General features: G+C 60.3%; 30 protein-coding genes. 11 read left to right on the top strand and 19 right to left on the bottom strand.

Annotated elements, in window-relative coordinates; translation table 11 throughout:
* Nucleotides 1-3: 3 nt before the first annotated feature.
* Complete coding sequence (yejK, locus tag I5S59_RS21880) at nucleotides 4-1,011, top strand: nucleoid-associated protein YejK (RefSeq protein ID WP_197878441.1); 1,008 nt, start codon at nucleotides 4-6, stop codon at nucleotides 1,009-1,011.
* Here yejK and I5S59_RS21875 read toward each other — a convergent pair.
* The 14 genes from I5S59_RS21875 to I5S59_RS21810 form a co-directional block, all read right to left on the bottom strand.
* Nucleotides 992-1,291, bottom strand: coding sequence for a GIY-YIG nuclease family protein (locus I5S59_RS21875; RefSeq protein ID WP_197878440.1), 300 nt, complete (start codon nucleotides 1,289-1,291; stop codon nucleotides 992-994). The two genes, yejK and I5S59_RS21875, sit on opposite strands and share 20 nt — an antisense overlap.
* A 40-nt stretch (nucleotides 1,292-1,331) precedes the next feature.
* On the bottom strand, nucleotides 1,332-1,802 hold the full coding sequence (locus I5S59_RS21870) for a nuclear transport factor 2 family protein (protein ID WP_197878439.1): 471 nt from the start codon (nucleotides 1,800-1,802) through the stop codon (nucleotides 1,332-1,334).
* A 93-nt stretch (nucleotides 1,803-1,895) separates the two neighbouring features.
* Nucleotides 1,896-3,179: a CynX/NimT family MFS transporter gene (locus tag I5S59_RS21865; RefSeq protein ID WP_197878438.1), complete on the bottom strand. Its 1,284-nt coding sequence runs from the start codon at nucleotides 3,177-3,179 to the stop codon at nucleotides 1,896-1,898.
* Between the two features lie 15 nt (nucleotides 3,180-3,194).
* Nucleotides 3,195-3,842 (bottom strand): FadR/GntR family transcriptional regulator, encoded by a 648-nt coding sequence (locus I5S59_RS21860; RefSeq protein ID WP_197878437.1) that lies wholly within the window; start codon nucleotides 3,840-3,842, stop codon nucleotides 3,195-3,197.
* Nucleotides 3,843-3,979: 137 nt separating this feature from the next.
* A complete protein-coding gene (gene hisC, locus I5S59_RS21855) occupies nucleotides 3,980-5,026 on the bottom strand; it encodes a histidinol-phosphate transaminase (RefSeq protein WP_197878436.1) in 1,047 nt (348 codons plus the stop codon).
* 2 nt (nucleotides 5,027-5,028) lie between these two features.
* Complete coding sequence (gene hisD, locus I5S59_RS21850) at nucleotides 5,029-6,354, bottom strand: histidinol dehydrogenase (RefSeq protein WP_197878435.1); 1,326 nt, start codon at nucleotides 6,352-6,354, stop codon at nucleotides 5,029-5,031.
* 126 nt (nucleotides 6,355-6,480) lie between these two features.
* Nucleotides 6,481-7,116: an ATP phosphoribosyltransferase gene (gene hisG, locus I5S59_RS21845; RefSeq protein WP_128322574.1), complete on the bottom strand. Its 636-nt coding sequence runs from the start codon at nucleotides 7,114-7,116 to the stop codon at nucleotides 6,481-6,483.
* 107 nt (nucleotides 7,117-7,223) lie between these two features.
* Nucleotides 7,224-8,489, bottom strand: a complete 1,266-nt coding sequence (murA, locus tag I5S59_RS21840; protein WP_197878434.1) for a UDP-N-acetylglucosamine 1-carboxyvinyltransferase — start codon at nucleotides 8,487-8,489, stop codon at nucleotides 7,224-7,226.
* Between the two features lie 24 nt (nucleotides 8,490-8,513).
* Nucleotides 8,514-8,753, bottom strand: coding sequence for a BolA family protein (locus I5S59_RS21835; protein WP_028942843.1), 240 nt, complete (start codon nucleotides 8,751-8,753; stop codon nucleotides 8,514-8,516).
* A 115-nt stretch (nucleotides 8,754-8,868) separates the two neighbouring features.
* Entirely contained in the window at nucleotides 8,869-9,174 is a 306-nt protein-coding gene (locus I5S59_RS21830; RefSeq protein WP_197878433.1) for an STAS domain-containing protein, read from the bottom strand.
* Nucleotides 9,171-9,809, bottom strand: coding sequence for an MlaC/ttg2D family ABC transporter substrate-binding protein (locus I5S59_RS21825; protein ID WP_197878432.1), 639 nt, complete (start codon nucleotides 9,807-9,809; stop codon nucleotides 9,171-9,173). Before I5S59_RS21825 ends, I5S59_RS21830 begins: the two co-directional genes overlap by 4 nt.
* Before the next feature lie 9 nt (nucleotides 9,810-9,818).
* Nucleotides 9,819-10,286: an outer membrane lipid asymmetry maintenance protein MlaD gene (mlaD, locus tag I5S59_RS21820; protein WP_197878431.1), complete on the bottom strand. Its 468-nt coding sequence runs from the start codon at nucleotides 10,284-10,286 to the stop codon at nucleotides 9,819-9,821.
* The gene (mlaE, locus tag I5S59_RS21815) at nucleotides 10,286-11,083 is read right to left on the bottom strand and encodes a lipid asymmetry maintenance ABC transporter permease subunit MlaE (RefSeq protein WP_128322579.1); all 798 of its coding nucleotides are present in this window, start codon (nucleotides 11,081-11,083) and stop codon (nucleotides 10,286-10,288) included. Before mlaE ends, mlaD begins: the two co-directional genes overlap by 1 nt.
* Entirely contained in the window at nucleotides 11,083-11,892 is an 810-nt protein-coding gene (locus tag I5S59_RS21810) for an ATP-binding cassette domain-containing protein (RefSeq protein ID WP_197878430.1), read from the bottom strand. Before I5S59_RS21810 ends, mlaE begins: the two co-directional genes overlap by 1 nt.
* Before the next feature lie 245 nt (nucleotides 11,893-12,137).
* Between I5S59_RS21810 and I5S59_RS21805 the strand changes: the two genes are divergently transcribed.
* The 10 genes from I5S59_RS21805 to I5S59_RS21760 all read left to right on the top strand — a co-directional run bounded on the left by I5S59_RS21805 (nucleotide 12,138) and on the right by I5S59_RS21760 (nucleotide 19,146).
* Nucleotides 12,138-13,112 (top strand): KpsF/GutQ family sugar-phosphate isomerase, encoded by a 975-nt coding sequence (locus I5S59_RS21805; protein WP_197878429.1) that lies wholly within the window; start codon nucleotides 12,138-12,140, stop codon nucleotides 13,110-13,112.
* A complete protein-coding gene (locus tag I5S59_RS21800; protein WP_128322582.1) occupies nucleotides 13,113-13,637 on the top strand; it encodes a KdsC family phosphatase in 525 nt (174 codons plus the stop codon). It abuts the gene before it with no gap.
* A gap of 8 nt (nucleotides 13,638-13,645) precedes the next feature.
* Nucleotides 13,646-14,218 (top strand): LPS export ABC transporter periplasmic protein LptC, encoded by a 573-nt coding sequence (lptC, locus tag I5S59_RS21795; protein WP_197878428.1) that lies wholly within the window; start codon nucleotides 13,646-13,648, stop codon nucleotides 14,216-14,218.
* Nucleotides 14,205-14,735, top strand: coding sequence for a lipopolysaccharide transport periplasmic protein LptA (gene lptA / locus I5S59_RS21790; protein ID WP_128322584.1), 531 nt, complete (start codon nucleotides 14,205-14,207; stop codon nucleotides 14,733-14,735). Before lptC ends, lptA begins: the two co-directional genes overlap by 14 nt.
* Nucleotides 14,736-15,461, top strand: a complete 726-nt coding sequence (gene lptB, locus I5S59_RS21785) for an LPS export ABC transporter ATP-binding protein (RefSeq protein WP_128322585.1) — start codon at nucleotides 14,736-14,738, stop codon at nucleotides 15,459-15,461.
* 179 nt (nucleotides 15,462-15,640) lie between these two features.
* Nucleotides 15,641-17,134: an RNA polymerase factor sigma-54 gene (locus tag I5S59_RS21780; RefSeq protein ID WP_197878427.1), complete on the top strand. Its 1,494-nt coding sequence runs from the start codon at nucleotides 15,641-15,643 to the stop codon at nucleotides 17,132-17,134.
* Between the two features lie 77 nt (nucleotides 17,135-17,211).
* Nucleotides 17,212-17,520: a ribosome hibernation-promoting factor, HPF/YfiA family gene (hpf, locus tag I5S59_RS21775; protein ID WP_197878426.1), complete on the top strand. Its 309-nt coding sequence runs from the start codon at nucleotides 17,212-17,214 to the stop codon at nucleotides 17,518-17,520.
* A gap of 11 nt (nucleotides 17,521-17,531) precedes the next feature.
* Nucleotides 17,532-17,996, top strand: coding sequence for a PTS IIA-like nitrogen regulatory protein PtsN (ptsN, locus tag I5S59_RS21770; protein WP_197878425.1), 465 nt, complete (start codon nucleotides 17,532-17,534; stop codon nucleotides 17,994-17,996).
* Nucleotides 17,997-17,998: 2 nt separating this feature from the next.
* The gene (rapZ, locus tag I5S59_RS21765; protein WP_197878424.1) at nucleotides 17,999-18,853 is read left to right on the top strand and encodes an RNase adapter RapZ; all 855 of its coding nucleotides are present in this window, start codon (nucleotides 17,999-18,001) and stop codon (nucleotides 18,851-18,853) included.
* A 20-nt stretch (nucleotides 18,854-18,873) separates the two neighbouring features.
* Nucleotides 18,874-19,146, top strand: coding sequence for an HPr family phosphocarrier protein (locus I5S59_RS21760; protein ID WP_197878423.1), 273 nt, complete (start codon nucleotides 18,874-18,876; stop codon nucleotides 19,144-19,146).
* Nucleotides 19,147-19,163: 17 nt separating this feature from the next.
* Here I5S59_RS21760 and I5S59_RS21755 read toward each other — a convergent pair whose 3' ends face one another.
* Genes I5S59_RS21755 through I5S59_RS21735 form a run of 5 tightly spaced genes read right to left on the bottom strand, consistent with a single transcriptional unit; the run spans nucleotide 19,164 to nucleotide 22,934 of the window.
* Nucleotides 19,164-20,057: a ZIP family metal transporter gene (locus tag I5S59_RS21755; protein ID WP_197878422.1), complete on the bottom strand. Its 894-nt coding sequence runs from the start codon at nucleotides 20,055-20,057 to the stop codon at nucleotides 19,164-19,166.
* 11 nt (nucleotides 20,058-20,068) lie between these two features.
* Nucleotides 20,069-20,680, bottom strand: coding sequence for a superoxide dismutase (locus tag I5S59_RS21750; RefSeq protein WP_197878421.1), 612 nt, complete (start codon nucleotides 20,678-20,680; stop codon nucleotides 20,069-20,071).
* Between the two features lies 1 nt (nucleotide 20,681).
* Entirely contained in the window at nucleotides 20,682-21,143 is a 462-nt protein-coding gene (locus I5S59_RS21745) for a hypothetical protein (RefSeq protein WP_197878420.1), read from the bottom strand.
* Nucleotides 21,144-21,163: 20 nt separating this feature from the next.
* Nucleotides 21,164-22,540, bottom strand: coding sequence for a class II fumarate hydratase (locus tag I5S59_RS21740; RefSeq protein ID WP_197878419.1), 1,377 nt, complete (start codon nucleotides 22,538-22,540; stop codon nucleotides 21,164-21,166).
* Nucleotides 22,533-22,934, bottom strand: a complete 402-nt coding sequence (locus tag I5S59_RS21735; protein ID WP_197878418.1) for a FagA protein — start codon at nucleotides 22,932-22,934, stop codon at nucleotides 22,533-22,535. Before I5S59_RS21735 ends, I5S59_RS21740 begins: the two co-directional genes overlap by 8 nt.
* Nucleotides 22,935-23,024 lie beyond the last annotated feature (90 nt).

Genomic DNA, 23,024 nt, shown 5'->3' with positions numbered 1-23,024 from the left:
CCCATGCCGATCCGTCATTGCATCGTCCACCTGATTGACAAGAAACCCGATGGCAGCCCTGCTGTGCTGCACGCCCGCGACACGGAACTGGCCGAGTCCAGCGCCATCGAGAATCTCCTGGCCGACCTCAACGACAACTACAACGCCAAACAAGGCAAAGCCTGGGGCTTCTTCCATGCCGAGTCCGGCGCCCACCCGTTCAGCGGCTGGCTCAAGGAATACCTGGACGCTGGCAGCACTTTTACCGCCTTCAGCCGCGTTGCCGTCGAGCACCTGCAAAAGCTGATGGAAGAGTCCAACCTTTCGGTGGGTGGGCACGTGCTGTTCGCCCACTACCAGCAAGGCATGACCGACTACCTCGTCATCGCCCTGCTGCACCACAGCGAAGGCGTGGCGGTGAACGCCGAGCTGGATGTAACGCCGTCCCGCCATCTGGACCTGGGGCAACTGCACCTGGCAGCACGCATCAACCTCTCCGAGTGGCAGAACAACAAAACCTCGAAGCAGTACATTTCCTTCATCAAGGGCAAGAACGGCAAAAAAGTGTCGGAGTACTTCCGCGACTTTATCGGCTGCCAGGAAGGCGTCGACGGCCCCGGAGAGACCCGCACCCTGCTCAAGGCTTTCAGCGACTTCGTCGAAAGTGAAGACCTGCCCGAAGAGGCCGCCCGCGAGAAGACCCAGACCCTGGTCGACTACGCCACCAGCCAGACCAAGGCTGGCGAGCCGGTGACCCTTGAAGAGCTTTCGGGCCTGATCGACGAGGAACGCCCGCGAGCCTTCTACGATCACATCCGCAACAAGGACTACGGTCTGTCGCCAGAAATCCCGGCCGACAAGCGCACCATCAATCAGTTCCGCCGCTTCACCGGCCGCGCCGAAGGGCTGTCGATCAGTTTTGAAGCGCACCTGCTGGGCTCGAAGATCGAGTATGACGAAGAGGCCGGCACCCTGATCATCAAGGGCCTGCCGACGCAGCTCACCGATCAGCTCAAGCGTCGCAAGGACTGACTGTCGCGAAGGAGGCCACCAGCGCCTCCTTCGCGCTTTTGCGCAGTTTTTTCACCAGCCGTTCCTGGCGCAAGGCTTCTGCCTTGCTTGGCCAGCTTTCGACGTAGACCAGCGCCACCGCAGGGCTGGTACTGAAATACCGCGCCCCTTGGCCTTTTTGATGGGCAATGAACCGTCGCTGCGGGTTATCACTGATACCGCAATAGAGCGCACCATTGGCGGCGCGCACCAGGTAGACATACCAGGGTTTGCTGGGAGTATCGGCAGTGGCTTGGGTCACGGTTGGCGCTATTGAACGGTAAAGCGTACAGCTTACCCGTTCAGCGGGCGGCCTGAAACGCGCGCAAGCCTTTCAATGCCTGGTGGCGCACCTTGCCCTGAACCAAAGGTGTCCAGCCCAGCAACGCGCCCTTGGCCCCCAATGCCTGTCGCGACCAGCGCCAGAGGTCAAAGCTGTCGTGGTGTTCGCAGATCTTGCCGTCACGGAAAACAAAGCGCGCCTGAATGTCATTGATCACGATACGGCCGGTCTGGCTGAACAGGTAAGTGGCAACCCAGTGGGCAGCGCCACTGCGCTCATCGGCCTTGACGCCGTCGAAGGTCAAGGAAAAATCCTTGGCGCGGGTGGTGAGCATTCGCCACATGTCGCCGGCATCCTTGCCGCGCAAGGTGCCGAACGCCGGGTCGCTGAAGACAATGTCATCGCTGTAGCAGGCAATCATCGCGTCAGCGTCCAGGCGCTGGAAAGCCTCGTAAAAGCGTGTGATCAAAGCACTGTTGGCATCGCTCATGAGGCGGGTCCGTTTCCGAAGGAATAGACCCGCACGATAGACCCACCGTATGGCAAAAAGCTACGGGCATTTACCCGATGAATACCAATGACTTCAAACCCGCTCGCTGACCACTTGCACATGCAGGTTACGGCCGGCCTTCAGACCAAAACCGATGGCGCCGATACCCAGCACCGCAAAAATCCAGCCGACCGCGTTCCAGCCACCGGTCAGGTCATGCACCAGGCCGACGGCAAACGGCCCCATGGAGGCCAGGGTATAACCAACGCCCTGGGCCATGCTCGACAGGTTGGCCGCCACGTGCGCGTCTTTGGAACGCAGGACGATCAGAGTCAATGCCAGGGCAAAGGTACCGCCCTGCCCTAGCCCGAGCACGATTGCCCAGCCCCACAGGCCCTCAAGCGGCGCATACAGGCAGCCGAACAACCCGGCCAGCGCCAGGAGCATGACCACGACAATGACCAGGCGCTGATCCTTGCCACGGGTCGCCAGCCACGGCGCGCTGAGCGAGCTGATCAACTGCACGATCACCGAACCGGACAGTACCAGGCCCGCCTGGGTCGGGGACAGGCCACGGCCGATGAGGATCGACGGCAGCCAGCCAAAGACGATATACGCCAGCGACGACTGCAACCCCATGTACAGGGTGACCTGCCAGGCCAGCGGATCACGCAGCAGGCCGCGTACCCGATAGGCCACATGGTGGGCACCATGGCCCTGTCGCGCTTGCGGCAACCAGATCAGCGCGGCCACCAGCGCAGGTAACAGCCAGAAGCCCAGCCCCAGCGACCAGCTGTCGCCAAAATGCTCGCTCAGCGGCACGGTCGCCCCGGCCGCCATGGCCGCGCCCAGGCACAGCGCCATGGTGTAGACCCCGGTCAAGGTACCGGCATGCTTGGGAAAGTCGCGCTTGACGATGCCCGGCAACAAAACGCCGATCACACCGATGCTGGCGCCTGCCATGATGCTGCCAACGAACACCCCGGTGCTGCCGAACGCGCTACGCACAGCAATGCCGGCAGCCAGGGTGAGGAGAATGCCGAGGATCACCCGCTCGCTGCCAAAGCGTCGCGCCAGAATCGGCGCCAAGGGTGCAAACAACCCCAGGCAGAGTACCGGCAAGGTGGTCAGCAATCCGGCCTGAGAGGCGCTCAGGCCGAGGCTCTCTGACACCTGGCTGAGCAGCGGCGCCATGCTCGACAGTGCCGGACGCAAATTCAGCGCCACCAACACCAGGCCAAGCAGCAACAACCACGGGCGCACCAGCAGCACCGGCTGTTGTTGCACCTGTTCGTCGTCGGCTTCGGCGTCGATCAAAAGTTCTTCCAGCTCCGGCCCATTAGGCGGCTGGGTGTTTCGGGCAGTGTCATGCGACATGGAAGTCTCGCAAAGTCAGGATTCGATCAGCGCCCGACTCAAGGCTTTGGCCGTGTCCGGATCGCGTTGTTCAATGGCGTCGAGAATCTGCCCATGCAGGTCAAAAACCGACTGGCAGCGTGGCGCCTGGGTGAGGTTGTGGTGCACCGTGGTAGCAACCACACCGGAAAAATAGCGATACAACTCGCTCAAGGCCGGGTTGTGCGCGGCATCTACCAGGCGCTGGTGAAAGACCAGGTCGCAGCTGACATAGCGCTGCAGATCGTCGTGAAAGTGCGCACTGCTGTGCGCCAGCGCGTCCCGCAAGCCTTGCAGGTCCGCTTCGGTACGGCGCAGTGCGGCCAGGCCGATCGCTTCCGCTTCGAGCAGATGGCGGGTTTCCCGTGCCTGCTCCAGGGTACAGCCAGACAGCGCCTTGATGGCCTGCAACGGGTCGACCGCGGTACGCAGGTAGCTGCCATCGCCCTGACGCACTTCGACCAGACCGCTGAACGCAAGCACCCGCATCGCTTCACGCACGGTGTTGCGACTGATGCCCAGTTCGGCGGCCAGCTCGGGCTCTGTCGGCAAGCGCTGGCCCACCAGCCAGGCACCGCTGGCGACGCGTTCACGCAGTTGATCCACGGCTTGCTCGACCAGCGATCGTTTGATTAGCAGTGTCATGCTTGATTACATCCAATCATCGGACGAATTTGAAGAAGCGAAAGTATGGCGCAATTCCCATTAAAAGCAATCGCCGGCAAGCCGACTCCTACAAAACCTGCAGGAGCCGGCTTGCCGGCGATCAGGGCGACGCGAAATCAGTTCAAGGCATCAAGCAATGCCTGGTTCTGCTCTGCGGTGCCGATGGTGATACGCAAGAACTGGGCGATGCGCGCTTGCTTGAAGTGACGCACGATCACTCCTTGCTCACGCAGTTTGGCCGCCAGCTCGCCGGCATCCTGTTGCGGATGACGGGCGAAAATGAAGTTTGCTGCCGAAGGCAGCACTTCAAAACCACGAGCGCTGAGGACTTCGACCAGCTGCTCACGGCTATCGATGACCTTGCGGCAGGTCTCGTCGAAGTAGGTACGGTCCTCGAACGCAGCAGCCGCACCGACAATCGCCATGCGATCCAGCGGATAGGAGTTGAAGCTGTTTTTGATCCGCTCCAGCGCTTCGATCAGGTCGGGGTGGCCGACCGCCAGGCCTACGCGCAAGCCCGCCAGCGAACGGGACTTGGACAGGGTCTGGGTGACCAGCAGATTGTCGTAACGGTCGACCAGAGCGATCGCGGTCTGCCCGCCGAAGTCGATGTAGGCTTCGTCGACCACCACCACCGAGTCCGGGTTGGCCTTGAGCAACTGCTCAATGGCCTCCAGCGCCAGCAGACAGCCGGTCGGCGCATTGGGGTTTGGGAAAATGATCCCGCCATTGGCCTTGGCATAGTCTTCGACACGGATCTGAAAGTGCTCGTCGAGCGCCACTGTCTCGTATGGGATGCCGTACAGGCCGCAGTACACCGGGTAGAAGCTGTAGCTGATATCCGGAAACAGCAGCGGGGCATTGTGCTGGAACAAGCCGTGGAAAATGTGCGCGAGCACTTCGTCCGAGCCATTGCCCAGGAACACCTGGTTACCCTTGACCCCGTAGTAATCGGCAACGGCCTGCTTGAGCAGGTCACTGTTGGGGTCCGGGTACAGACGCAGGTTGTCGTTGAGTTCGCCGCGCATGGCCTCCAGCGCCTTGGGCGACGGGCCATAAGGGTTCTCGTTGGTGTTGAGCTTGACCAGCTTGGCCAGCTTCGGCTGTTCACCCGGCACGTAAGGCACCAGGTCCTTGACGAAGGGGCTCCAGAATTTACTCATGTTCAGTTCCCCTTTTTGTCGGCAAGGATGCGGTATTCAGCACTGCGGGCGTGGGCAGTCAGCGATTCGCCACGGGCCAGGACCGAAGCGGTGTGGCCAAGTTCGGACGCGCCCTGCTCCGAGCAGAAGATGATCGAGGAGCGCTTCTGGAAGTCATAGACCCCCAGTGGCGACGAGAAACGCGCGGTGCCCGAGGTAGGCAGTACGTGGTTAGGGCCTGCACAGTAGTCGCCCAGGGCTTCACTGGTGTGACGCCCCATGAAGATCGCACCGGCGTGACGGATATGCGGCAACCAGGCCTGCGGGTCGGCTACCGACAGCTCCAGGTGCTCAGGGGCAATGCGGTTGGCCACTTCCATGGCCTGCTCCATGTCACGCACCTGGATCAACGCACCGCGACCATTGATCGAGGTCTTGATGATTTCGGCGCGTTCCATGGTCGGCAGCAGCTTGTCGATGCTGGCAGCGACTTTGTCGAGGAACGCCGCATCGGGGCTGACCAGAATCGACTGGGCATCTTCATCGTGCTCGGCCTGGGAGAACAGGTCCATGGCGATCCAGTCCGGATCGGTCTGACCGTCACAGACCACAAGGATTTCCGAAGGACCGGCAATCATGTCGATGCCGACCTGGCCGAACACATGGCGTTTGGCAGTGGCAACGTAAATGTTGCCAGGACCGACCACTTTGTCTACCTGCGGTACGCTTTCGGTGCCATACGCCAGTGCTGCGACCGCCTGGGCACCACCGATGGTGAACACCCGGTCGACGCCTGCGATGCAGGCCGCGGCCAGTACCAGTTCGTTGACCTCACCCCGCGGGGTAGGCACAACCATCACTACCTCACCGACGCCGGCAACCTTGGCCGGAATCGCATTCATCAGTACTGACGATGGGTACGACGCCTTACCGCCCGGTACATACAGGCCGGCGCGGTCCAGCGGAGTGACTTTCTGGCCCAGCACGGTGCCATCGGCTTCGGTGTAGCTCCAGGAGTCCTGCTTTTGCCGCTCGTGGTAGCTACGCACGCGGTCGGCGGCCTTTTCGAGGGCTTCACGCTGGGCCGCAGTGATGCGGGTCAGCGCTAGCTCCAGGCGCTCACGGCCGAGAATCAGGTCATTGATCGACGTGGCTTCAACACCGTCAAAACGCTGGGTGAACTCCACCAGCGCAGCATCGCCGCGCTCGCGCACCGCCTTGATGATGTCGAGTACGCGTTGGTTGACCGCGTCGTCAGACACACTTTCCCAGCTCAACAGATGATCCAGATGTCGGGCGAAATCCGGGTCAGCGGCATTGAGTCGGGCAATTGCAGTGGACGTGGTCATAGCGAGGGCCTCAATAAATGGCGAATGCTCAGGCGCCCTAAGCTACCAGTCCATCCGCGCGGGCACCCGAGAAAATTGGCTATGACGCGGATAGACGGGCGCGACAGCGAAGGTCGCGCGCAGAAGTCAGCCGCGGTGTCGCGATTCGACAGCCTGGCGCAGGGTGTCGATCAGGCTCTGGATGCGGGCATGCTGCATCTTCATCGAAGCCTTGTTGACCACCAGCCGGGAGCTGATGGTGGCAATCAGTTCCTGGGGTTCCAGGCCGTTTGCACGCAGGGTATTACCGGTGTCGACAACATCGATGATCTTGTCTGCCAGGCCGATCAACGGCGCCAGCTCCATCGAGCCGTACAGCTTGATGATATCGACCTGACGGCCCTGCTCGGCGTAATAACGCTTGGCAACATTGACGAACTTGGTCGCAACGCGCAGGCGCCCCTTGGGTTCAACAGCACCAACGGCACCGGCAGTCATCAGCTTGCACTGGGCGATCTGCAGGTCCAGCGGTTCATACATCCCCTGGCCGCCGTACTCCATCAGCACGTCCTTGCCGGCCACACCCAGGTCGGCAGCGCCATGCTCGACATAGGTCGGCACGTCGGTTGCGCGCACGATCAGCAGGCGCACATCGTCCTGCGTCGTAGGGATGATCAGCTTGCGGCTCTTGTCCGGGTTCTCGGTCGGCACGATACCGGCTTCCGCCAGCAATGGCAGGGTATCGTCGAGAATCCGACCTTTGGATAGCGCGATGGTCAACATGGGAAACGTCGGTCCTTATGCGGCTACAGCCGGTCGGGCCCGATATGGCCCGACCGCATTCAATTCGGTGCAGCAATTGGCTGGCGCGTCCCTGCGCCGATCACAGACTAGCCCGGCACGCGACGGATCTTCGCGCCCAGCATCTGCAGTTTTTCCTCAATGCACTCGTAACCACGGTCGATGTGGTAGATGCGATCGATCAGGGTATCGCCTTCGGCAACCAGCGCCGACAGTACCAGGCTGGCCGAAGCCCGCAGGTCGGTGGCCATTACCGGAGCACCCTTGAGGGTCTTGGTACCGGTGACAATGGCGGTGTTGCCTTCCACCTGGATCTGCGCGCCCATGCGGTGCATTTCGTACACGTGCATGAAACGGTTTTCGAAGATCGTCTCGATCACTGCACCGGTGCCTTCGGCAATGGCGTTGAGCGAGATGAACTGCGCCTGCATGTCGGTCGGGAATGCCGGGTACGGTGCGGTACGCAGGTTTACGGCTTTTGGCCGCTTGCCGTGCATGTCCAGCTCGATCCAGTCTTCACCGGTGGTGACTTCGGCGCCCGCTTCCTTGAGCTTTTCAAGCACGGCTTCAAGGATGGTCGGATCGGTGTCCTTGACCTTGACGCGGCCACCGGTAACGGCGGCGGCAACCAGGTAAGTACCGGTTTCGATTCGGTCAGGCATGACGCGATAGGTCGCGGAACCCAGACGCTCGACACCGTCGATGGTGATGGTGTCGGTACCGGCGCCCTGGATCTTGGCACCCATGGCGATCAGGAAGTTGGCCAGGTCGACCACTTCCGGCTCACGCGCGGCGTTCTGCAGCACGCTGCGGCCCTTGGCCAGGGCAGCGGCCATCATGATGTTCTCGGTACCGGTCACGCTGACGGTGTCGAAGAAGAAGTGCGCGCCGCGCAGGCCGCCTTCAGGCGCTTTGGCCTTGATGTAGCCACCCTCGACCTCGATCTTCGCACCCATGGCTTCCAGGCCACGGATGTGCAGGTCGACCGGACGCGAACCAATGGCGCAACCGCCAGGCAGTGCCACTTCGGCCTCGCCAAAGCGGGCAACCATCGGGCCCAGTACCAGGATCGAGGCACGCATGGTCTTCACCAGCTCGTACGGTGCGACCAGGGTCTTGATCGTGCGCGGATCGATTTCCACCGCCAGCTTTTCGTCGATCACAGGCTCGATGCCCATGCGGCCGAACAGCTCGATCATGGTGGTGATGTCGTGCAAGTGCGGCAGGTTGCCGACCGTTACCGGACCATCACACAGCAGGGTCGCGGCCAGAATCGGCAGCGCCGCGTTCTTGGCACCGGAAATGCGGATTTCGCCATCAAGACGAGCGCCGCCAGTAATTATCAGTTTGTCCATTTGTGTCTCGCCGCCAATTTAGGCTCAGTTGCGCTCAGCCCAGGCTGCGCTGCTGAAAAATTTCATGGTTACCGCATGGATGCTGCCATCGGTGATCCACGGATTAAGGTGAGCATAGATCTGCTGCTGACGCTTGACCGGGCTCAGGGCCGCCAATTCGTCGCTGATCACGTTCAACTGGAAGTTGCAGCCTTCGCCTTCAACTTCGACCCGGGTTCCCGGCAACTTTTCTTCAAGGAAGTTCTTAACTTCTACGGCCTGCATGCTCAACCTCAATCGGCGCCCAGTGCGCGCGGGTCGGCCATGATACAAAAAAGCCCCTCGCCTGCGAACCCCGTAAACGAGGACTCTGACAGAGGGGCTCGTTTTTGACTGGCGGTCACTGCCCCGCCAGCACCTCTTCAAGGTCGTAGACCTCGGCAATTTCGCGCATGTCCTGAGGCATGGCGCGAACCTCGACCGCCTTGCCGGCGGCCTTGCCATCGCGAATGAAGGCCAGCAACAGCGACAAACCTACGCTGCTGGACTTCTCCACGCTGGAGCAATCGAGCACCAGGGCGGTCGCCTTGCTGGCGCTGATCAAGGCCTTGCCTTCCTTGCGCAAGGCAGGCCCGCTGCGGTAGTCCAGCACCCCGGCCAGGCTCAGTACACCTGGCTCGCTCATGGTCACGGCGCTGCCGGTCATTGCGCTTGCTGCTCAGCAGTTTCCTTGGCCTTGGCCACTTCACCGGCCCAACCATTGATGGTCTTGTCGAGGTCGTTGCCGTTGCGGTTCATGGCATCGGCGAACTGGTCACGGAACAGTTTGCCGATGTTGATACCGTTGACGATGACGTTACGCACCTTCCACTGGTCGTTGATCTTGGTCATGGTGTACTGCACCGGGTAAATGGCGCCGTTGTTGCCCTTGACTGTCATGTCGACGCTGGCACGGTCGCTGCCGTCCTTTTTCTCTGCGCCGACGGTAATGCCCTGGTTGTTGTACTCAAGCAGGGCATTGCCATAGAACTGCATCAGGCTGCGCTTGAAGTTCTCCTGGAAGCGCTGCATCTGGTCAGGTGTGGCATTGCGCGAATACTTGACGGTCATGATGCTTCGGGAAATGCCGTCAGCATCGACGACAGGCCCCAGGTTGGCATTCAAGGCGTCATAAAACGCACTCGGGTTGGTCTTGTACTGCTCTTTGTTGGCCTTCAGGTCGGCCAGCAACTGGTTGGTGGTCCCCTGAATAACTTCTTTGGGGGACTGGGCAGCTGCGCCCGCCATCAACGGCAGCGCCGCCAGCAGCACCAACAGGCCGCGTCGCAGGATTGAAATCATGGAAACTCCTTATTTAGCTTCTTTGCCAACGGTATTAAGCAGGAACTTGCCAATCAGATCTTCCAGCACCAGCGCGGACTGGGTGTCATGGATGGTTGCACCATCCTTGAGTACCCCATCGTCTCCGCCCACGCTGATACCGATGTACTTCTCGCCGAGCAACCCAGCGGTGAGGATAGATGCAGTGGAGTCGGTAGGCAGGTTATCTACGCTTTTTTCCAGTTGCAGCGTCACCCGACCGGTGTAGGTATCACGATCCAGATCGATGGCCGTGACCTTGCCGATGGTTACCCCGGCCATGGTCACCTTAGCTCTGACAGTCAAACCGGCGATATTGTCGAAGTACGCGTAAACTTTATAGGTATCGCTGCTCGGGCTTGCCGACAGGCCGCTGACACGCAGGGCCAGCAGGATCAGCGCCAGGATCCCGGCCAGAAGAAACAGGCCGACACCGATTTCCAGGGTGCGGTTTTGCATCAGAAATCTCCAAACATCAAGGCGGTCAGAATAAAATCCAGACCCAGGACTGCCAACGAGGCATAGACCACGGTCTTGGTAGTGGCACGACTGATCCCCTCTGAGGTGGGCTCACAGTCATAGCCTTGGAATACGGCAATCCACGTCACGACAAAGGCAAATACCAGGCTCTTGATCACGCCGTTGAGGACGTCATCGGTGAACGACACGCTGTTCTGCATGTTCGCCCAGAAAGAACCTTCATAGACGCCCAGCCAGTCCACCGCCACCCAGGATCCACCCCAGATGCCGACAACGCTGAAGATCAGCGCCAGCAACGGCAGCGAGATGAAGCCGGCCCACAGACGCGGGGCAACGATGTACTTGAGCGGATCGACACCAATCATTTCGAGGCTGGAAAGCTGCTCGGTGGACTTCATGTTGCCGATTTCAGCGGTCAACGCCGAACCTGCACGCCCGGCGAACAGCAACGCGGTGACCACCGGCCCCAGCTCACGCAACAGCGTCAGGGCAACCATCTGCCCCACCGCCTGTTCCGAGCCGTACTTGGTCAGGATGCTGAACCCCTGCAGGGCCAGCACCATGCCGATGAACACGCCCGATACGACAATGATTGCCAGCGACAGTACGCCCACCGAGTAAAGCTGCCTGACCAGCAATTGAAAACCGCCACCGGTACCGCTACGACCGACCAGCGAATGCATCAGAAACAGAAAAGACCGGCCGAGCACGGCCAGTACGTCAATGGCCGATCGGCCAAAGCGACGAATACGTTCGAGCAAGGATTTTCTGCGCATCAACGCTTCCCCAGAAGATCGGCGCGGTAATCCGGCGCAGGAAAGTGAAAGGGCACCGGTCCGTCCGGGTCGCCTTTCATGAACTGACGAATGCGCGGGTTATCAGAGCCCATCAACTCGTCCGGCGTGCCCTGGCCAAGCACCTGACCATCGCCGACCACGTAGATGTAGTCGGCAATACTGGCCGTTTCGGCGAGGTCGTGAGAGACCACGATGCTGGTGATCCCCAAGGCATCGTTGAGCAGGCGGATCAGACGCACCAGAACCCCCATGGCAATGGGGTCCTGACCGACGAACGGTTCATCGTACATCAGAATCTGCGGATCCAGGGCGATCGCCCGCGCCAGGGCAACCCGACGCTTCATGCCGCCGGACAGCTCGTCGGGCATCAACTCGATGGCACCGCGCAAGCCAACGGCCTGCAGTTTCATCAGGACGATGTCGCGGATCATTTCTTCTGACAGCTGGGTATGCACCCGCAGCGGGAACGCCACGTTCTCGAACACATCGAGATCGGTGAACAGTGCGCCGCTCTGGAACAGCACGCCCATTTGCTTGCGCGCATCGAACAGATCGCTGCGCGACAGCGTCGGCAGATTCTGCCCGGCAACCCAGACTTCGCCGCTGCTCGGGCGCAACTGTGCCCCCATCAGACGCAACAGTGTGGTCTTGCCGCACCCGGAAGGTCCCATGATGCCAGTGACCTTGCCGCGGGGAATGCGTATATCGACATTATTGAAGATGCTGCGCGAACCGCGCTTGAAGGAGACTCCCTTCAACTCGACCGCGTAGGCGTTATCAACGCTCATCTAGACTCCTTGCGATGCAGCCTTCTCACTCAGACGCGCGCCCCCTTCATGGAGGCACGCACGCCCTAAGCGGGCCGAACAGGCGGCGAACTATAGCATCGCTGATAGCCGCGCCCCAAGGCCGCCGCTGTGCTTGTTCAGGCAGGGTTAAGCTTGCACGGCGACTGTATGACAATCACAAGGTGAGGGATTTGCGCATTACCGCTATAATCGCCGCCTTTTCATCAGGCATTCCGATTTTCGATATGAGCCAATCCAGCGACCTGATCCAATCCGCTCAACGCACCATCCGTTTCGAAATCGAGGCGGTTGAGGGTTTGTTAGCCCACATCGACGCCGATTTCGTCAAGGCATGCGAGCTGATCCTGGCCAGCAAAGGCCGCGTGGTCGTGGTCGGCATGGGCAAGTCGGGGCACATCGGCAACAAGATTGCAGCAACACTGGCCAGCACCGGCACCCCGGCATTTTTCGTTCACCCGGCCGAAGCCAGCCACGGCGACATGGGCATGATCACCCGTGACGATGTCATCCTGGCCCTGTCCAACTCCGGTTCGACCGCCGAGATCGTCACCCTGTTGCCACTGATCAAACGCCTGGGCATCCAGCTGATCAGCCTGACCGGCAACCCGGATTCGCCGTTGGCCAAAGCGGCCGAGGTCAACCTTGATGCCCGCGTGGCGCAAGAGGCCTGCCCGTTGAACCTGGCACCAACGTCCTCGACGACAGCCGCGCTGGTCCTGGGCGATGCCCTGGCGATAGCCCTGCTCGAGGCGCGTGGCTTTACCGCTGAAGACTTCGCCTTCTCCCACCCGGGTGGCGCCCTGGGCCGTCGCCTGCTGTTGAAGGTCGAGAACGTCATGCACGCTGGCGAAGAACTGCCGCAGGTACAACGTGGTACCTTGCTCAAGGACGCACTCCTTGAAATGTCTCGCAAAGGTCTGGGGATGACTGTCATTCTGGAAGCCGACGGACGGTTGGCCGGCATCTTCACCGACGGCGACTTGCGTCGTAGCCTGGATCGCAACATCGATGTGCACACGACCCTGATCGAAAACGTCATGACCGTTCACGGCAAGACCGCCCGCGCCGACATGCTCGCGGCCGAAGCCCTGAAGATCATGGAAGACCACAAGATCAGCGCCCTGGTGGTGATCGACAAGGACGAGCGGCCGGTAGGTGCGTTGAACATGCACGACCTGTTGCGTGCAGGAGTGATGTAAATGAGCCAGGACCTGCTCCAGCGCGGCAAAGCCATCAAGCTTGCCGTATTTGACGTTGACGGCGTACTGACCGATGGCCGTCTGTATTTCCTTGAAGACGGCAGCGAATTCAAGACTTTCAACACGCTCGACGGCCAGGGCATCAAGATGCTCATGAACTCGGGTGTGACCACCGCCATTATCAGTGGCCGCAAGACCCCGGTGGTTGAACGACGCGCCAAAAACCTGGGGATTCCACACCTTTACCAGGGCCGCGAAGATAAATTGGTGGTCCTGGACGAGCTTCTTGGCCAGCTCAACCTAAGCTATGAACAGGTCGCCTATCTGGGCGACGACCTGCCAGACCTGCCCGTGATCCGCCGGGTAGGCCTGGGCATGGCAGTTGCCAATGCCGCCGCCTTTGTCCGCGAGCACGCTCACGGGGTCACCCTCGCCCGCGGCGGTGAAGGGGCAGCACGCGAGTTCTGCGAGCTGATCCTGCAAGCCCAGGGCAACCTGGACGCGGCCAACGCCCATTACCTGTAGAGCGCCACATGTTCAGTAAAAAAATTCGCACCGCTGCGCTGTTCAGTGTGATTGCTGCCTTGCTGGTAGCGGTCGGCTACTGGAACATCAGCCCCGAGACTTTTCTCGACAAGCCGGTTGCCCGCGTCGATGACACCGCCATCGACTACTACGCCACCAACGCGCACAGCGTGCAGTTCATGCCTGATGGCAAGATGCAGTACGAGATGACCGCCGACAAGGTCGAACACCTGATGGCCAGCGAAGTCACCCTGCTGACCAAACCGGACCTGCAGATGTACCGCGGTACCACCTACCCTTGGCACGTGCAAAGTGAAAAGGGCGAGGTCAACCCCGACGGCAGCGAAGTCGAACTGATTGATTCGGTACGGGTAGCCCGTACCGATGAAAAAAACCGCACCATGATCATTACCACCAGCCGCATGACGGTATTCCCGCAGAAGCAATATGCGCAAACCGAGCAAGCCGTTAGAATCGACGGCGCCGGTGGCGTATCTACGGGCAATGGAATGAAAGCGTATTTGAAAGAAGGCAGGATGGACCTGCTTTCTAACGTAAGAGGACAGTATGAGGCTCGTTAAAACCCTCCCCTTTTTGCTCAGCCTGAGCGCAGCACTGGGAAGCGCGAGCGCCTGGGCCCTGCCGAATGACCGCGATCAGCCTATCCGTATCCAGGCTGACCAGGCCCATCTGGATGACAAGAAAGGCGTTGCCACTTACACCGGCGACGTCATCATCACCCAAGGGTCGATGATGATCAAAGGCAACACCGTGACCATCACCCGTGCCGCCAATGGCGACATTGACGTTGTGACCTCGGTGGGCAACCTGGCCTATTTCGAACAGCAGCAAAGTGCCGACAAGCCTGACAAGATGAAAGGCTACGGCAAGCAGATCCAGTACCAGTCGCAACGCGACCTCGTGGTCCTGACCGATAACGCCAAAGTGGAAACCAGCGACGGCAACACCACTGAAGGCGAAAAAATCGTCTACAACACCCAGACTCAGGTTGCGACTGCCGGTCGAAGCGGCGGCCAGGTATCCACACCTCGCCCACGTATCGACATGGTGATCCAGCCGAAGAAGAAGGCCGAGTAAATGGCGACCCTCAAAGCCCAGCACCTGGCCAAGAGCTACAAGAGCCGACAAGTGGTACGCGACGTCAGCCTGTCGATCGACAGCGGCCAGATCGTCGGCCTGCTCGGCCCTAACGGCGCCGGCAAGACCACCTGCTTCTACATGATCGTCGGCCTGGTGCAGGCCGATCAGGGCCGTGTACTGATCGACGACCTGGATGTCAGCCACCAGCCGATGCACGGCCGTGCCCGCGCCGGTATCGGCTACCTGCCGCAGGAAGCGTCGATCTTCCGCAAGCTGTCGGTAGCCGACAACATCATGGCGATCCTCGAGACCCGCAAGGAACTCGACAGCGCCGGGCGCAAAAAGGAGCTGGAAAGCCTGCTGCAGGAGTTCCACATCAGCCACATTCGCGACAACCTCGGCATGAGCCTCTCCGGCGGCGAGCGTCGTCGTGTCGAGATCGCCCGCGCCCTGGCAACTGCGCCAAAGTTCATCCTGCTCGACGAACCTTTTGCCGGTGTCGACCCGATCTCGGTCGGTGACATCAAGCAGATCATCCACCACCTCAAGGCCAAGGGCATCGGCGTCCTGATCACCGACCACAACGTCCGTGAGACCCTGGATATCTGCGAAACCGCTTACATCGTCAACGATGGCCAACTGATTGCCGAAGGCGATGCAGAGACCATCCTGGCCAATGACCTGGTTAAAGAAGTGTACCTGGGCCACGAGTTCCGCTTGTAAGTTCGAGGCGACACAGCGCTTGCCGAGGGCTGCTGATCCGGTGAAATCCGGCTTAATTGTTACAGCACCCTAGGCAAACGCTCCAATTTCAGGCATATAATTTGCTTAAAGTTGGCGCTTCGGTGCCCTTGTAGTGGATGGCGCATGTGCGCCGGCGAATAAGGTGTTAAGCCCCTGCCATGAAACCATCGCTCGTCCTAAGAATGGGCCAGCAACTGACGATGACACCGCAGTTGCAACAGGCCATCCGTTTGCTTCAGCTATCGACCCTGGACCTCCAGCAGGAAATCCAGGAAGCGCTGGAATCGAACCCGATGCTCGAACGCCAGGAAGACGGCGACGACTTCGACAACAGTGACCCGATGGCGGACAACGCCGAAAGCAAGCCTGTCGCTGAAACCCAGGACACCAGCTTTCAGGAATCCACCCCGACAGTGGACAGCCTGGACGAAGGCGAGTGGAACGAGCGCATCCCCAACGAGCTGCCGGTCGACACTGCCTGGGAAGACATTTACCAGACCAGTGCCAGCAGCCTGCCCAGCAACGACGATGACGAGTGGGACTTCACCACCCGTACCTCTGCTGGCGAAAGCCTGCAAAGCCACCTGCTCTGGCAATTGAACCTGGCGCCGATGTCCGACACAGACCGCCTGATTGCCGTCACCCTGATCGACTGCATCAACAATCAGGGCTATCTGGACGAATCCCTCGAAGAGATTTGCGAATCCTTCGACCCGGAGCTCGACATCGAGCTCGACGAAATCGAAGCGGTGCTGCATCGCATCCAGCAGTTTGAGCCGGCCGGCATTGGCGCCCGCAACCTCAGCGAGTGCCTGCTCCTGCAACTGCGCCAGCTGCCTGCCAGCACGCCGTGGATGGCCGAAGCACAGCGCCTGGTACGTGATTACATCGACCTGCTCGGCAGCCGCGACTACAGCCAGCTGATGCGCCGGATGAAGCTCAAGGAAGACGAGCTGCGTCAGGTCATCGAACTGGTACAGAGCCTCAACCCGCGCCCGGGTTCGCAGATCGAGTCCAGCGAAGCCGAATACGTGGTCCCCGACGTGATCGTGCGCAAGGACAACGAACGCTGGCTGGTCGAGCTGAATCAGGAGGCCGTACCGCGTCTGCGCGTCAATCCGCAATACGCAGGCTTCGTCCGCCGCGCCGACACCAGCGCCGACAACACCTTCATGCGCAATCAGTTGCAGGAAGCCCGCTGGTTCATCAAGAGCCTGCAGAGCCGCAACGAAACCCTGATGAAGGTCGCTACCCAGATCGTCGAACACCAGCGCGGTTTCCTCGACCACGGCGACGAAGCGATGAAGCCCCTGGTGCTGCACGATATCGCCGAGGCGGTGGGTATGCACGAGTCGACCATTTCACGGGTAACGACGCAGAAATACATGCACACGCCGCGAGGCATTTACGAGCTGAAGTATTTTTTCTCCAGCCACGTAAGCACCTCCGAAGGCGGTGAATGCTCGTCTACGGCGATACGCGCGATCATCAAAAAACTGGTTGCAGCGGAAAATCAGAAAAAGCCATTGAGTGACAGCAAGATCGCTGGTTTACTGGAGGCACAAGGCATCCAGGTAGCCCGTCGCACCGTCGCCAAGTACCGCGAGTCGCTCGGCATTGCACCGTCGAGTGAACGCAAGCGACTGATGTAGCCCCTGAGATAGCCACAGCAGTTCAGTGGCAGGCGCAACACCTGCCTCTTATGCACGGGCAACAAAGGAGAAGCTGTATGCAAGTCAATATCAGTGGACAGCATGTAGAAGTCACCCAGCCGCTGCGCGAGTACGTAGAAACGAAACTGAAACGGCTGGAAGGGCACTTCGACAAGATTACCAACGTAACGGTGATCATGAAGGTCGAGAAACTGCAGCAGAAAATTGAAGCGACGCTGTTTATTCCCGGCGGCGAAGTGGTTGCAAATGCCGAACACACCGACATGTATGCAGCGATCGATGCCTTGACCGACAAGCTCGACCGCCAACTGAAAAAACACAAGGAAAAACAGCAAAGCCTCCTGCAAGGTGCAGCGGCCCGCTGATCCCCTCATCCATGATCCAACTTGAATCCATCCTGACCCCCGGCCGTTCCCTCGTGAACGTGCCGGGAGGCAGTAAAAAGCGCGTACTCCAGGAAATCGCCACGCTGATTGACCGGGAAGTTCCGGACCTGGAGATGCAAGAGGTTTTTGAAAGCCTGTTTGCCCGGGAGAAACTCGGGTCGACCGGATTCGGGAATGGCATTGCCATTCCACATTGCCGCCTGAAAGGCTGCGCTTCCCCCATCAGCGCCCTGATACACCTGGATGCACCGATCGACTATGACGCCATTGATGGCGCTCCGGTCGATTTGCTGTTTGTCCTGCTGGTTCCCGAAGCGGCTACCGATGCGCATCTTGAGTTGTTGCGCCAGATTGCCAGCATGCTCGACCGTAAGGACGTGCGTGACCGGCTACGCGCCGCCAGTAGCAGTGAAGCCTTGTACCAGGTCGTACTGGACGTACAAAAAGAGTCCTGAACATGCGCCTGATTATCGTCAGTGGCCGGTCCGGATCCGGCAAGAGCACCGCACTCGCGGTCCTCGAGGACAATGGCTACTACTGCATCGATAACCTGCCGGCCGGGCTGCTTCCGCAACTGGCCGAAAACGCCCTGATCAATACCGAGCTGATGCAGCCCAAAGTGGCTGTATCGATTGACGCCCGCAACCTGCCCAGCCATCTGACCCGATTCCCCGAACTGCTTGAAGATGCCCGCAACCGGCACATCCAGTGCGATGTCTTGTACCTGGATGCCGATGAAGACACGCTGCTCAAGCGCTTCTCGGAAACCCGTCGACGCCACCCGCTGACCAACGCCGAGCGCTCGCTGGCCGAGGCCATCAAGGTTGAAACCGAACTGCTTGGCCCGATTGCCGACCTCGCCGACCTGAAGATCGACACCACCAACCTGAACCTGTATCAGTTACGTGATTCCATCAAGTTGCGCCTGCTCAACCAGCCTGAGCCGGGTACTGCGTTTCTGGTCGAGTCCTTCGGCTTCAAGCGCGGCATGCCCGTGGATGCCGACCTGGTGTTCGACGTGCGCTGCCTGCCCAATCCGTACTGGAAGCCAGAGCTGCGCGAACATTCCGGCCTGGAACAACCGGTAATCGACTACCTGGCATCCCAGCCCGATGTAGAGGAAATGTTCCAGGACATCTCCAGCTACCTGCTCAAATGGTTGCCACGCTTCGCCGCCAGCAACCGCGCTTATGTCACCATTGCCATTGGCTGTACCGGTGGACACCACCGCTCGGTTTATCTCACCGAGCGCCTGGGCCAGTTGCTGCAGCAATCCTTGAAGAATGTTCAGGTTCGCCACCGCGACCTCTAGCCCACAGGACCAACGCCGCGATGCCCGCTCGTGAAATCACCATCATCAACAAGCTGGGGCTGCACGCCCGGGCTGCGGCAAAGTTTGTCGGCGTCGCCGGACGCTTCCCTTGTTCCGTACGCGTCGGTCGCGCACCCGACCGGATGATTGACGGCAAGAGCATCATGGCGGTGATGATGCTCGCCGCCGGGAAAGGCACCCAGGTGCACCTGCACACCGAGGGCGAAGACGAGGATGCAGCACTGGATGCACTGGTCGAACTGATCAACAACTACTTTGACGAGGGCGAGTAACCGCCCTCACCCACCGCTCAAGACAGCGCCGTGTCCATGACCATCATCAGACAGAAGCCGAGGCACAGCCCCAGGCTGGCCAGACGATGATGGCCATTGCTGCGAGATTCCGGGATGATTTCCTGGGTCACGACCAGCAACATCGCCCCGGCCGCGCAGGCCAGCCCCAGCGGTAACAGCAATTCCGCCACCGTCACCAGCCAGGCACAAATCACCGCAGCCACCGGCTCGACCAGCCCCGATGCCGCACCAATGGCGAAAGCCTTGAACCGCGCCATACCCGCCCCTGCCAGTACCAGCGCAATGACCAGGCCTTCAGGTACATCCTGAAGCGCGATGCCCATGGCCAGGCTATCGGCGTCTGGCATTCCACCCCCCGCCGAGACTCCAATTGCCATGCCTTCTGGAATGTTGTGAGCGATGATGGCAATGACGAACACCCAGATCCGTGCGGCGATCACCGGCTGCTGCGCGCTGCCCACCAACGCCTCCGGCGAAGCGCCAGAGACTTTGAGGTCGACCAGGTAGAGGCAGAATGCACCCAAAAGCAGTCCAAAGCTTATCAGCCCGCCAGCGCCCCACTTGCCCAACCCGATCGTCTGCGCGGCGTCCAGGCCGGGAATGATCAGGGAAAAAGCAGTGGCTGCGAGCATGACCCCGGCACCAAAGCCCAGCAAGGCATCGGCCAGGGCCACCGGCATAGTGCGGATCACCAGCACCGGTACAGCCCCCAGCGCCGTGCCGAGCGCACACAAGGCGCCCCCTTCAAGTGCACGCAGCATCCGCGGCTCAAGGTCGAGCCAGGCGAAGCCCTGCACGATCAACAGCGCGCAGCCGACCAGCAGCAACAGGGTGCCCAGCGCCAGGCGAAACAGGCGCACACTGCCAATGGACATCACATCCGAGCGCATACCGGATCAACTCACACGAGGGCGGCGAGGTATCGACGCTCTACTTCGGACCAGTCGATCACGTTGTAGAAAGCGCTGATGTATTCAGGGCGGCGGTTCTGGTAAAGCAGGTAATAAGCATGCTCCCATACATCCAGGCCGAGGATCGGTGTGTTGCCGTTCATCAAAGGGCTGTCCTGGTTGCCACTGCTTTCGACCACCAGCTTTTTATCCGGCGTCACACTGAGCCAGGCCCAACCACTCCCGAAACGGGTCAGCGCCGCCTTGGTGAAAGCTTCCTTGAACGCCTCGAAGCCGCCCAATTGCTCATCAATAGCCTTGGCCACAGTGCCCTGAGGCAAACCGCCGCCCTTGGGCGACATGATCGTCCAGAACAACGAGTGGTTGGCATGGCCGCCGCCCTGGTTGATCACCGCCGCCTGCAGGTTTGACGGTAGCTGCTTGACGGCCGCGACCAGTTGCTCGACTGGCCACTCGGCCCATTCGGTACCCTCTACGGCGGCGTTGAGGTTGTTGATATACGTCTGGTGGTGCTTGCTGTGGTGAATCTGCATGGTCTGCGTGTCGATGTGCGGTTCCAGTGCATCGTAGGCGTAAGGCAATGCAGGCAAGGTGTGAGACATTTCAATGGATTCCGTAGTGAAGAGCAGGAGACCCGGCGCTTTCCTGGCCGGCAAGCAACGCCGGTTGCGGGCCATGGCTATGCAGCAGTCGTTCGGTGCGCGGGTACTGTCCGTACTCGCTGATGAAATTCAGTAGCTCGGTATAGGTTTTACTGCTGTGGCGCAGCGCTGCTTCACGCAGCGCCGGCGCCAGGCGCGGGTCCTGCATGGCCTGTAGCAGCCGCTGATGGACGGCGCACAAGTACTCTGCGCTCTCCTGCGGCTGGTTCAGGCGCAAGTGCAGGTCGGCCAGGTTGTGGTGAGCAATCACACACACGGCCACCGCTTCATCGGCGTCATGCCAGCGCTCGAACAACACCTGGGCCAATGCCAGGGCCTGCAGGTACAGCTCGCGGGCATCGACCAGTTCGCCTTGGTCGAACAGGCGGTTGGCAATTTCGGTGGTGCGTTTCCAGTGCTGCATGACAAACCTCCAACGCGCTATCAGATACCGCCAGCGGTGAGCTTTTCCGGGTCCAGCAGCACTTCCAGCTGGCTGCGCGGCAAATCCGTGTGTTCCAGGGCTACATCAATGATCGGACGGCCCTGCTTATAGGCGGTCTTGGCGATTTCAGCGGCCTTCTGGTAGCCGATGATCGGGTTCAGCGCCGTGACCAGAATCGGGTTACGCGCCAGCGCCTCCTTGAGCTTGGGCTCGTTGACCTTGAAACTGGCGATGGCCTTGTCGGCCAGCAAGCGGCTGACATTGGCCATCAGCTCGATGCTGCTCAGCAGGTTCTGCGCAATGATCGGCAGCATCACGTTCAATTCGAAGTTCCCCGACTGCCCGGCGATGGCGATGGTCGCGTCGTTGCCGATGACCTGGGCGGCAACCATGGCGGTCGCCTCCGGGATTACCGGATTGACCTTGCCGGGCATGATCGAGGAGCCGGGCTGCAAGCCTTCCAGCTCGATCTCTCCCAGGCCGGCCAAGGGACCCGAGTTCATCCAGCGCAGGTCGTTGGCAATTTTCATCAGGGCCACTGCGGTGGTCTTGAGCTGGCCAGACAACGCCACCGCGGTGTCCTGGGAGCCGATCAGGGCAAACAGGTTCTGCCCCGGGGTAAACGGCACCTTGGTCAGGTCACTCAGTTGCTCACTGAAGCGCTGGGCGAACTCAGGGTGCGCATTGATCCCGGTACCCACGGCTGTACCGCCCTGAGCCAAGGCCTGCAGCGCGGGCAAGGTCGCCTGCAGGTGCGCGATTGCGCCATTGATTTGCGCAGCCCAACCGCCCAGCACCTGGCTCATGCGTACCGGCATGGCATCCATCAGGTGGGTGCGGCCGGTCTTGATGAACGGATGCACGGCTTCGGCTTTGTGCTCGATCACCTGGACGAGGTACTTGAGCGCCGGCAGCAGCTGTTCATGCAAAGCCAGGGCAGCACTGACATGAATCGTGGTCGGGATGATGTCATTACTGCTCTGGCCACAGTTGACGTGATCGTTGGGGTTAACCTGATCACCGAGAATGCGGCTTGCCAGCGTAGCAATCACTTCGTTGGCGTTCATGTTGGAACTGGTACCGGAGCCGGTCTGGAAGATATCCACCGGAAAATGCTGAATGAAGCCTTCGCTCAGCAACTGCTCGACCGCCTTGACGATGGCTGTGCCCTTGTCGCTTTCAAGCTGTTTGAGCTGGACGTTGGCCTTGGCCGCCGCCGCTTTGGCCAGCAACAAGGCACGAATGAACTGGGTCGGCATGCGCTGCTGGCTGATCGGAAAGTTGTTCACCGCACGCTGGGTCTGAGCGCCATAAAGGGCCTCGGCCGGCACCTGCAGCTCGCCCATGCTGTCACGCTCGATACGGGTATTACTCATCATCAAATCCTTGCATCAGTTCATCGAAAGAAATCGAAGGCAATAGCGTGCAGTTCGCCAATTGACGGGCAAAAGGCTGCCAACGCTGGCCGTGCTCGCCGCCGTCGAGCTTGCGCAGCTGCAACAGCGGCTTCCACGCCTGGTCCAGGCACAGGCAGCGCCAATGCCAGGGCAGCATGCGATCGCAGGCGGTATCCAGGAGCAGGCGGAAGGAGGTCAGGGCGACGGTCCAGGCCGAGGTGTCGGTGCAGCACACCAGATAGCGGCCCTCGGCAAGGTAGTGCTCGATCAAGCGCGGCTCGTCCGGCTCCATCGCGCAACGAATGCGCTGGCTGAGCCAGCGCCAGTTTTCGAGGTAGGGCAATTCGTGAAGGACAGGTTTCATGAACATCATCGCCTAGATAATGATATTCATTATTAAGTGATAATCATAATCAGTTCAAGGATGCGAAAGTAGAAAAACAAAAAAGCCCGACACATGGCC

The organism is Pseudomonas alkylphenolica (assembly GCF_016009175.1).
Lineage (GTDB): Bacteria > Pseudomonadota > Gammaproteobacteria > Pseudomonadales > Pseudomonadaceae > Aquipseudomonas > Aquipseudomonas alkylphenolica_B.
This window is presented reverse-complemented; position numbering and strand designations above follow the sequence as displayed.

Bases quoted from the DNA above. Each gene is read 5' to 3' on its own strand.
- I5S59_RS21800 (WP_128322582.1), top strand. From the start codon at position 13,113: ATGAGCCAGGACCTGCTCCAGCGCGGCAAAGCCATCAAGCTTGCCGTA.
- I5S59_RS21860 (WP_197878437.1), bottom strand. From the start codon at position 3,842: ATGACACTGCTAATCAAACGATCGCTGGTCGAGCAAGCCGTGGATCAA.
- I5S59_RS21865 (WP_197878438.1), bottom strand. From the start codon at position 3,179: ATGTCGCATGACACTGCCCGAAACACCCAGCCGCCTAATGGGCCGGAG.
- hpf (WP_197878426.1), top strand. From the start codon at position 17,212: ATGCAAGTCAATATCAGTGGACAGCATGTAGAAGTCACCCAGCCGCTG.
- I5S59_RS21805 (WP_197878429.1), top strand. From the start codon at position 12,138: ATGAGCCAATCCAGCGACCTGATCCAATCCGCTCAACGCACCATCCGT.
- mlaD (WP_197878431.1), bottom strand. From the start codon at position 10,286: ATGCAAAACCGCACCCTGGAAATCGGTGTCGGCCTGTTTCTTCTGGCC.
- I5S59_RS21830 (WP_197878433.1), bottom strand. From the start codon at position 9,174: ATGACCGGCAGCGCCGTGACCATGAGCGAGCCAGGTGTACTGAGCCTG.
- I5S59_RS21755 (WP_197878422.1), bottom strand. From the start codon at position 20,057: ATGCGCTCGGATGTGATGTCCATTGGCAGTGTGCGCCTGTTTCGCCTG.
- I5S59_RS21780 (WP_197878427.1), top strand. From the start codon at position 15,641: ATGAAACCATCGCTCGTCCTAAGAATGGGCCAGCAACTGACGATGACA.
- I5S59_RS21740 (WP_197878419.1), bottom strand. From the start codon at position 22,540: ATGAGTAATACCCGTATCGAGCGTGACAGCATGGGCGAGCTGCAGGTG.
- I5S59_RS21745 (WP_197878420.1), bottom strand. From the start codon at position 21,143: ATGCAGCACTGGAAACGCACCACCGAAATTGCCAACCGCCTGTTCGAC.
- I5S59_RS21810 (WP_197878430.1), bottom strand. From the start codon at position 11,892: ATGAGCGTTGATAACGCCTACGCGGTCGAGTTGAAGGGAGTCTCCTTC.
- ptsN (WP_197878425.1), top strand. From the start codon at position 17,532: ATGATCCAACTTGAATCCATCCTGACCCCCGGCCGTTCCCTCGTGAAC.
- lptB (WP_128322585.1), top strand. From the start codon at position 14,736: ATGGCGACCCTCAAAGCCCAGCACCTGGCCAAGAGCTACAAGAGCCGA.
- I5S59_RS21825 (WP_197878432.1), bottom strand. From the start codon at position 9,809: ATGATTTCAATCCTGCGACGCGGCCTGTTGGTGCTGCTGGCGGCGCTG.
- rapZ (WP_197878424.1), top strand. From the start codon at position 17,999: ATGCGCCTGATTATCGTCAGTGGCCGGTCCGGATCCGGCAAGAGCACC.
- I5S59_RS21835 (WP_028942843.1), bottom strand. From the start codon at position 8,753: ATGCAGGCCGTAGAAGTTAAGAACTTCCTTGAAGAAAAGTTGCCGGGA.
- murA (WP_197878434.1), bottom strand. From the start codon at position 8,489: ATGGACAAACTGATAATTACTGGCGGCGCTCGTCTTGATGGCGAAATC.
- hisD (WP_197878435.1), bottom strand. From the start codon at position 6,354: ATGACCACGTCCACTGCAATTGCCCGACTCAATGCCGCTGACCCGGAT.
- mlaE (WP_128322579.1), bottom strand. From the start codon at position 11,083: ATGCGCAGAAAATCCTTGCTCGAACGTATTCGTCGCTTTGGCCGATCG.
- I5S59_RS21750 (WP_197878421.1), bottom strand. From the start codon at position 20,680: ATGTCTCACACCTTGCCTGCATTGCCTTACGCCTACGATGCACTGGAA.
- hisC (WP_197878436.1), bottom strand. From the start codon at position 5,026: ATGAGTAAATTCTGGAGCCCCTTCGTCAAGGACCTGGTGCCTTACGTG.
- lptC (WP_197878428.1), top strand. From the start codon at position 13,646: ATGTTCAGTAAAAAAATTCGCACCGCTGCGCTGTTCAGTGTGATTGCT.
- yejK (WP_197878441.1), top strand. From the start codon at position 4: ATGCCGATCCGTCATTGCATCGTCCACCTGATTGACAAGAAACCCGAT.
- lptA (WP_128322584.1), top strand. From the start codon at position 14,205: ATGAGGCTCGTTAAAACCCTCCCCTTTTTGCTCAGCCTGAGCGCAGCA.
- hisG (WP_128322574.1), bottom strand. From the start codon at position 7,116: ATGTTGACCATCGCGCTATCCAAAGGTCGGATTCTCGACGATACCCTG.
- I5S59_RS21760 (WP_197878423.1), top strand. From the start codon at position 18,874: ATGCCCGCTCGTGAAATCACCATCATCAACAAGCTGGGGCTGCACGCC.
- I5S59_RS21870 (WP_197878439.1), bottom strand. From the start codon at position 1,802: ATGAGCGATGCCAACAGTGCTTTGATCACACGCTTTTACGAGGCTTTC.
- I5S59_RS21735 (WP_197878418.1), bottom strand. From the start codon at position 22,934: ATGATGTTCATGAAACCTGTCCTTCACGAATTGCCCTACCTCGAAAAC.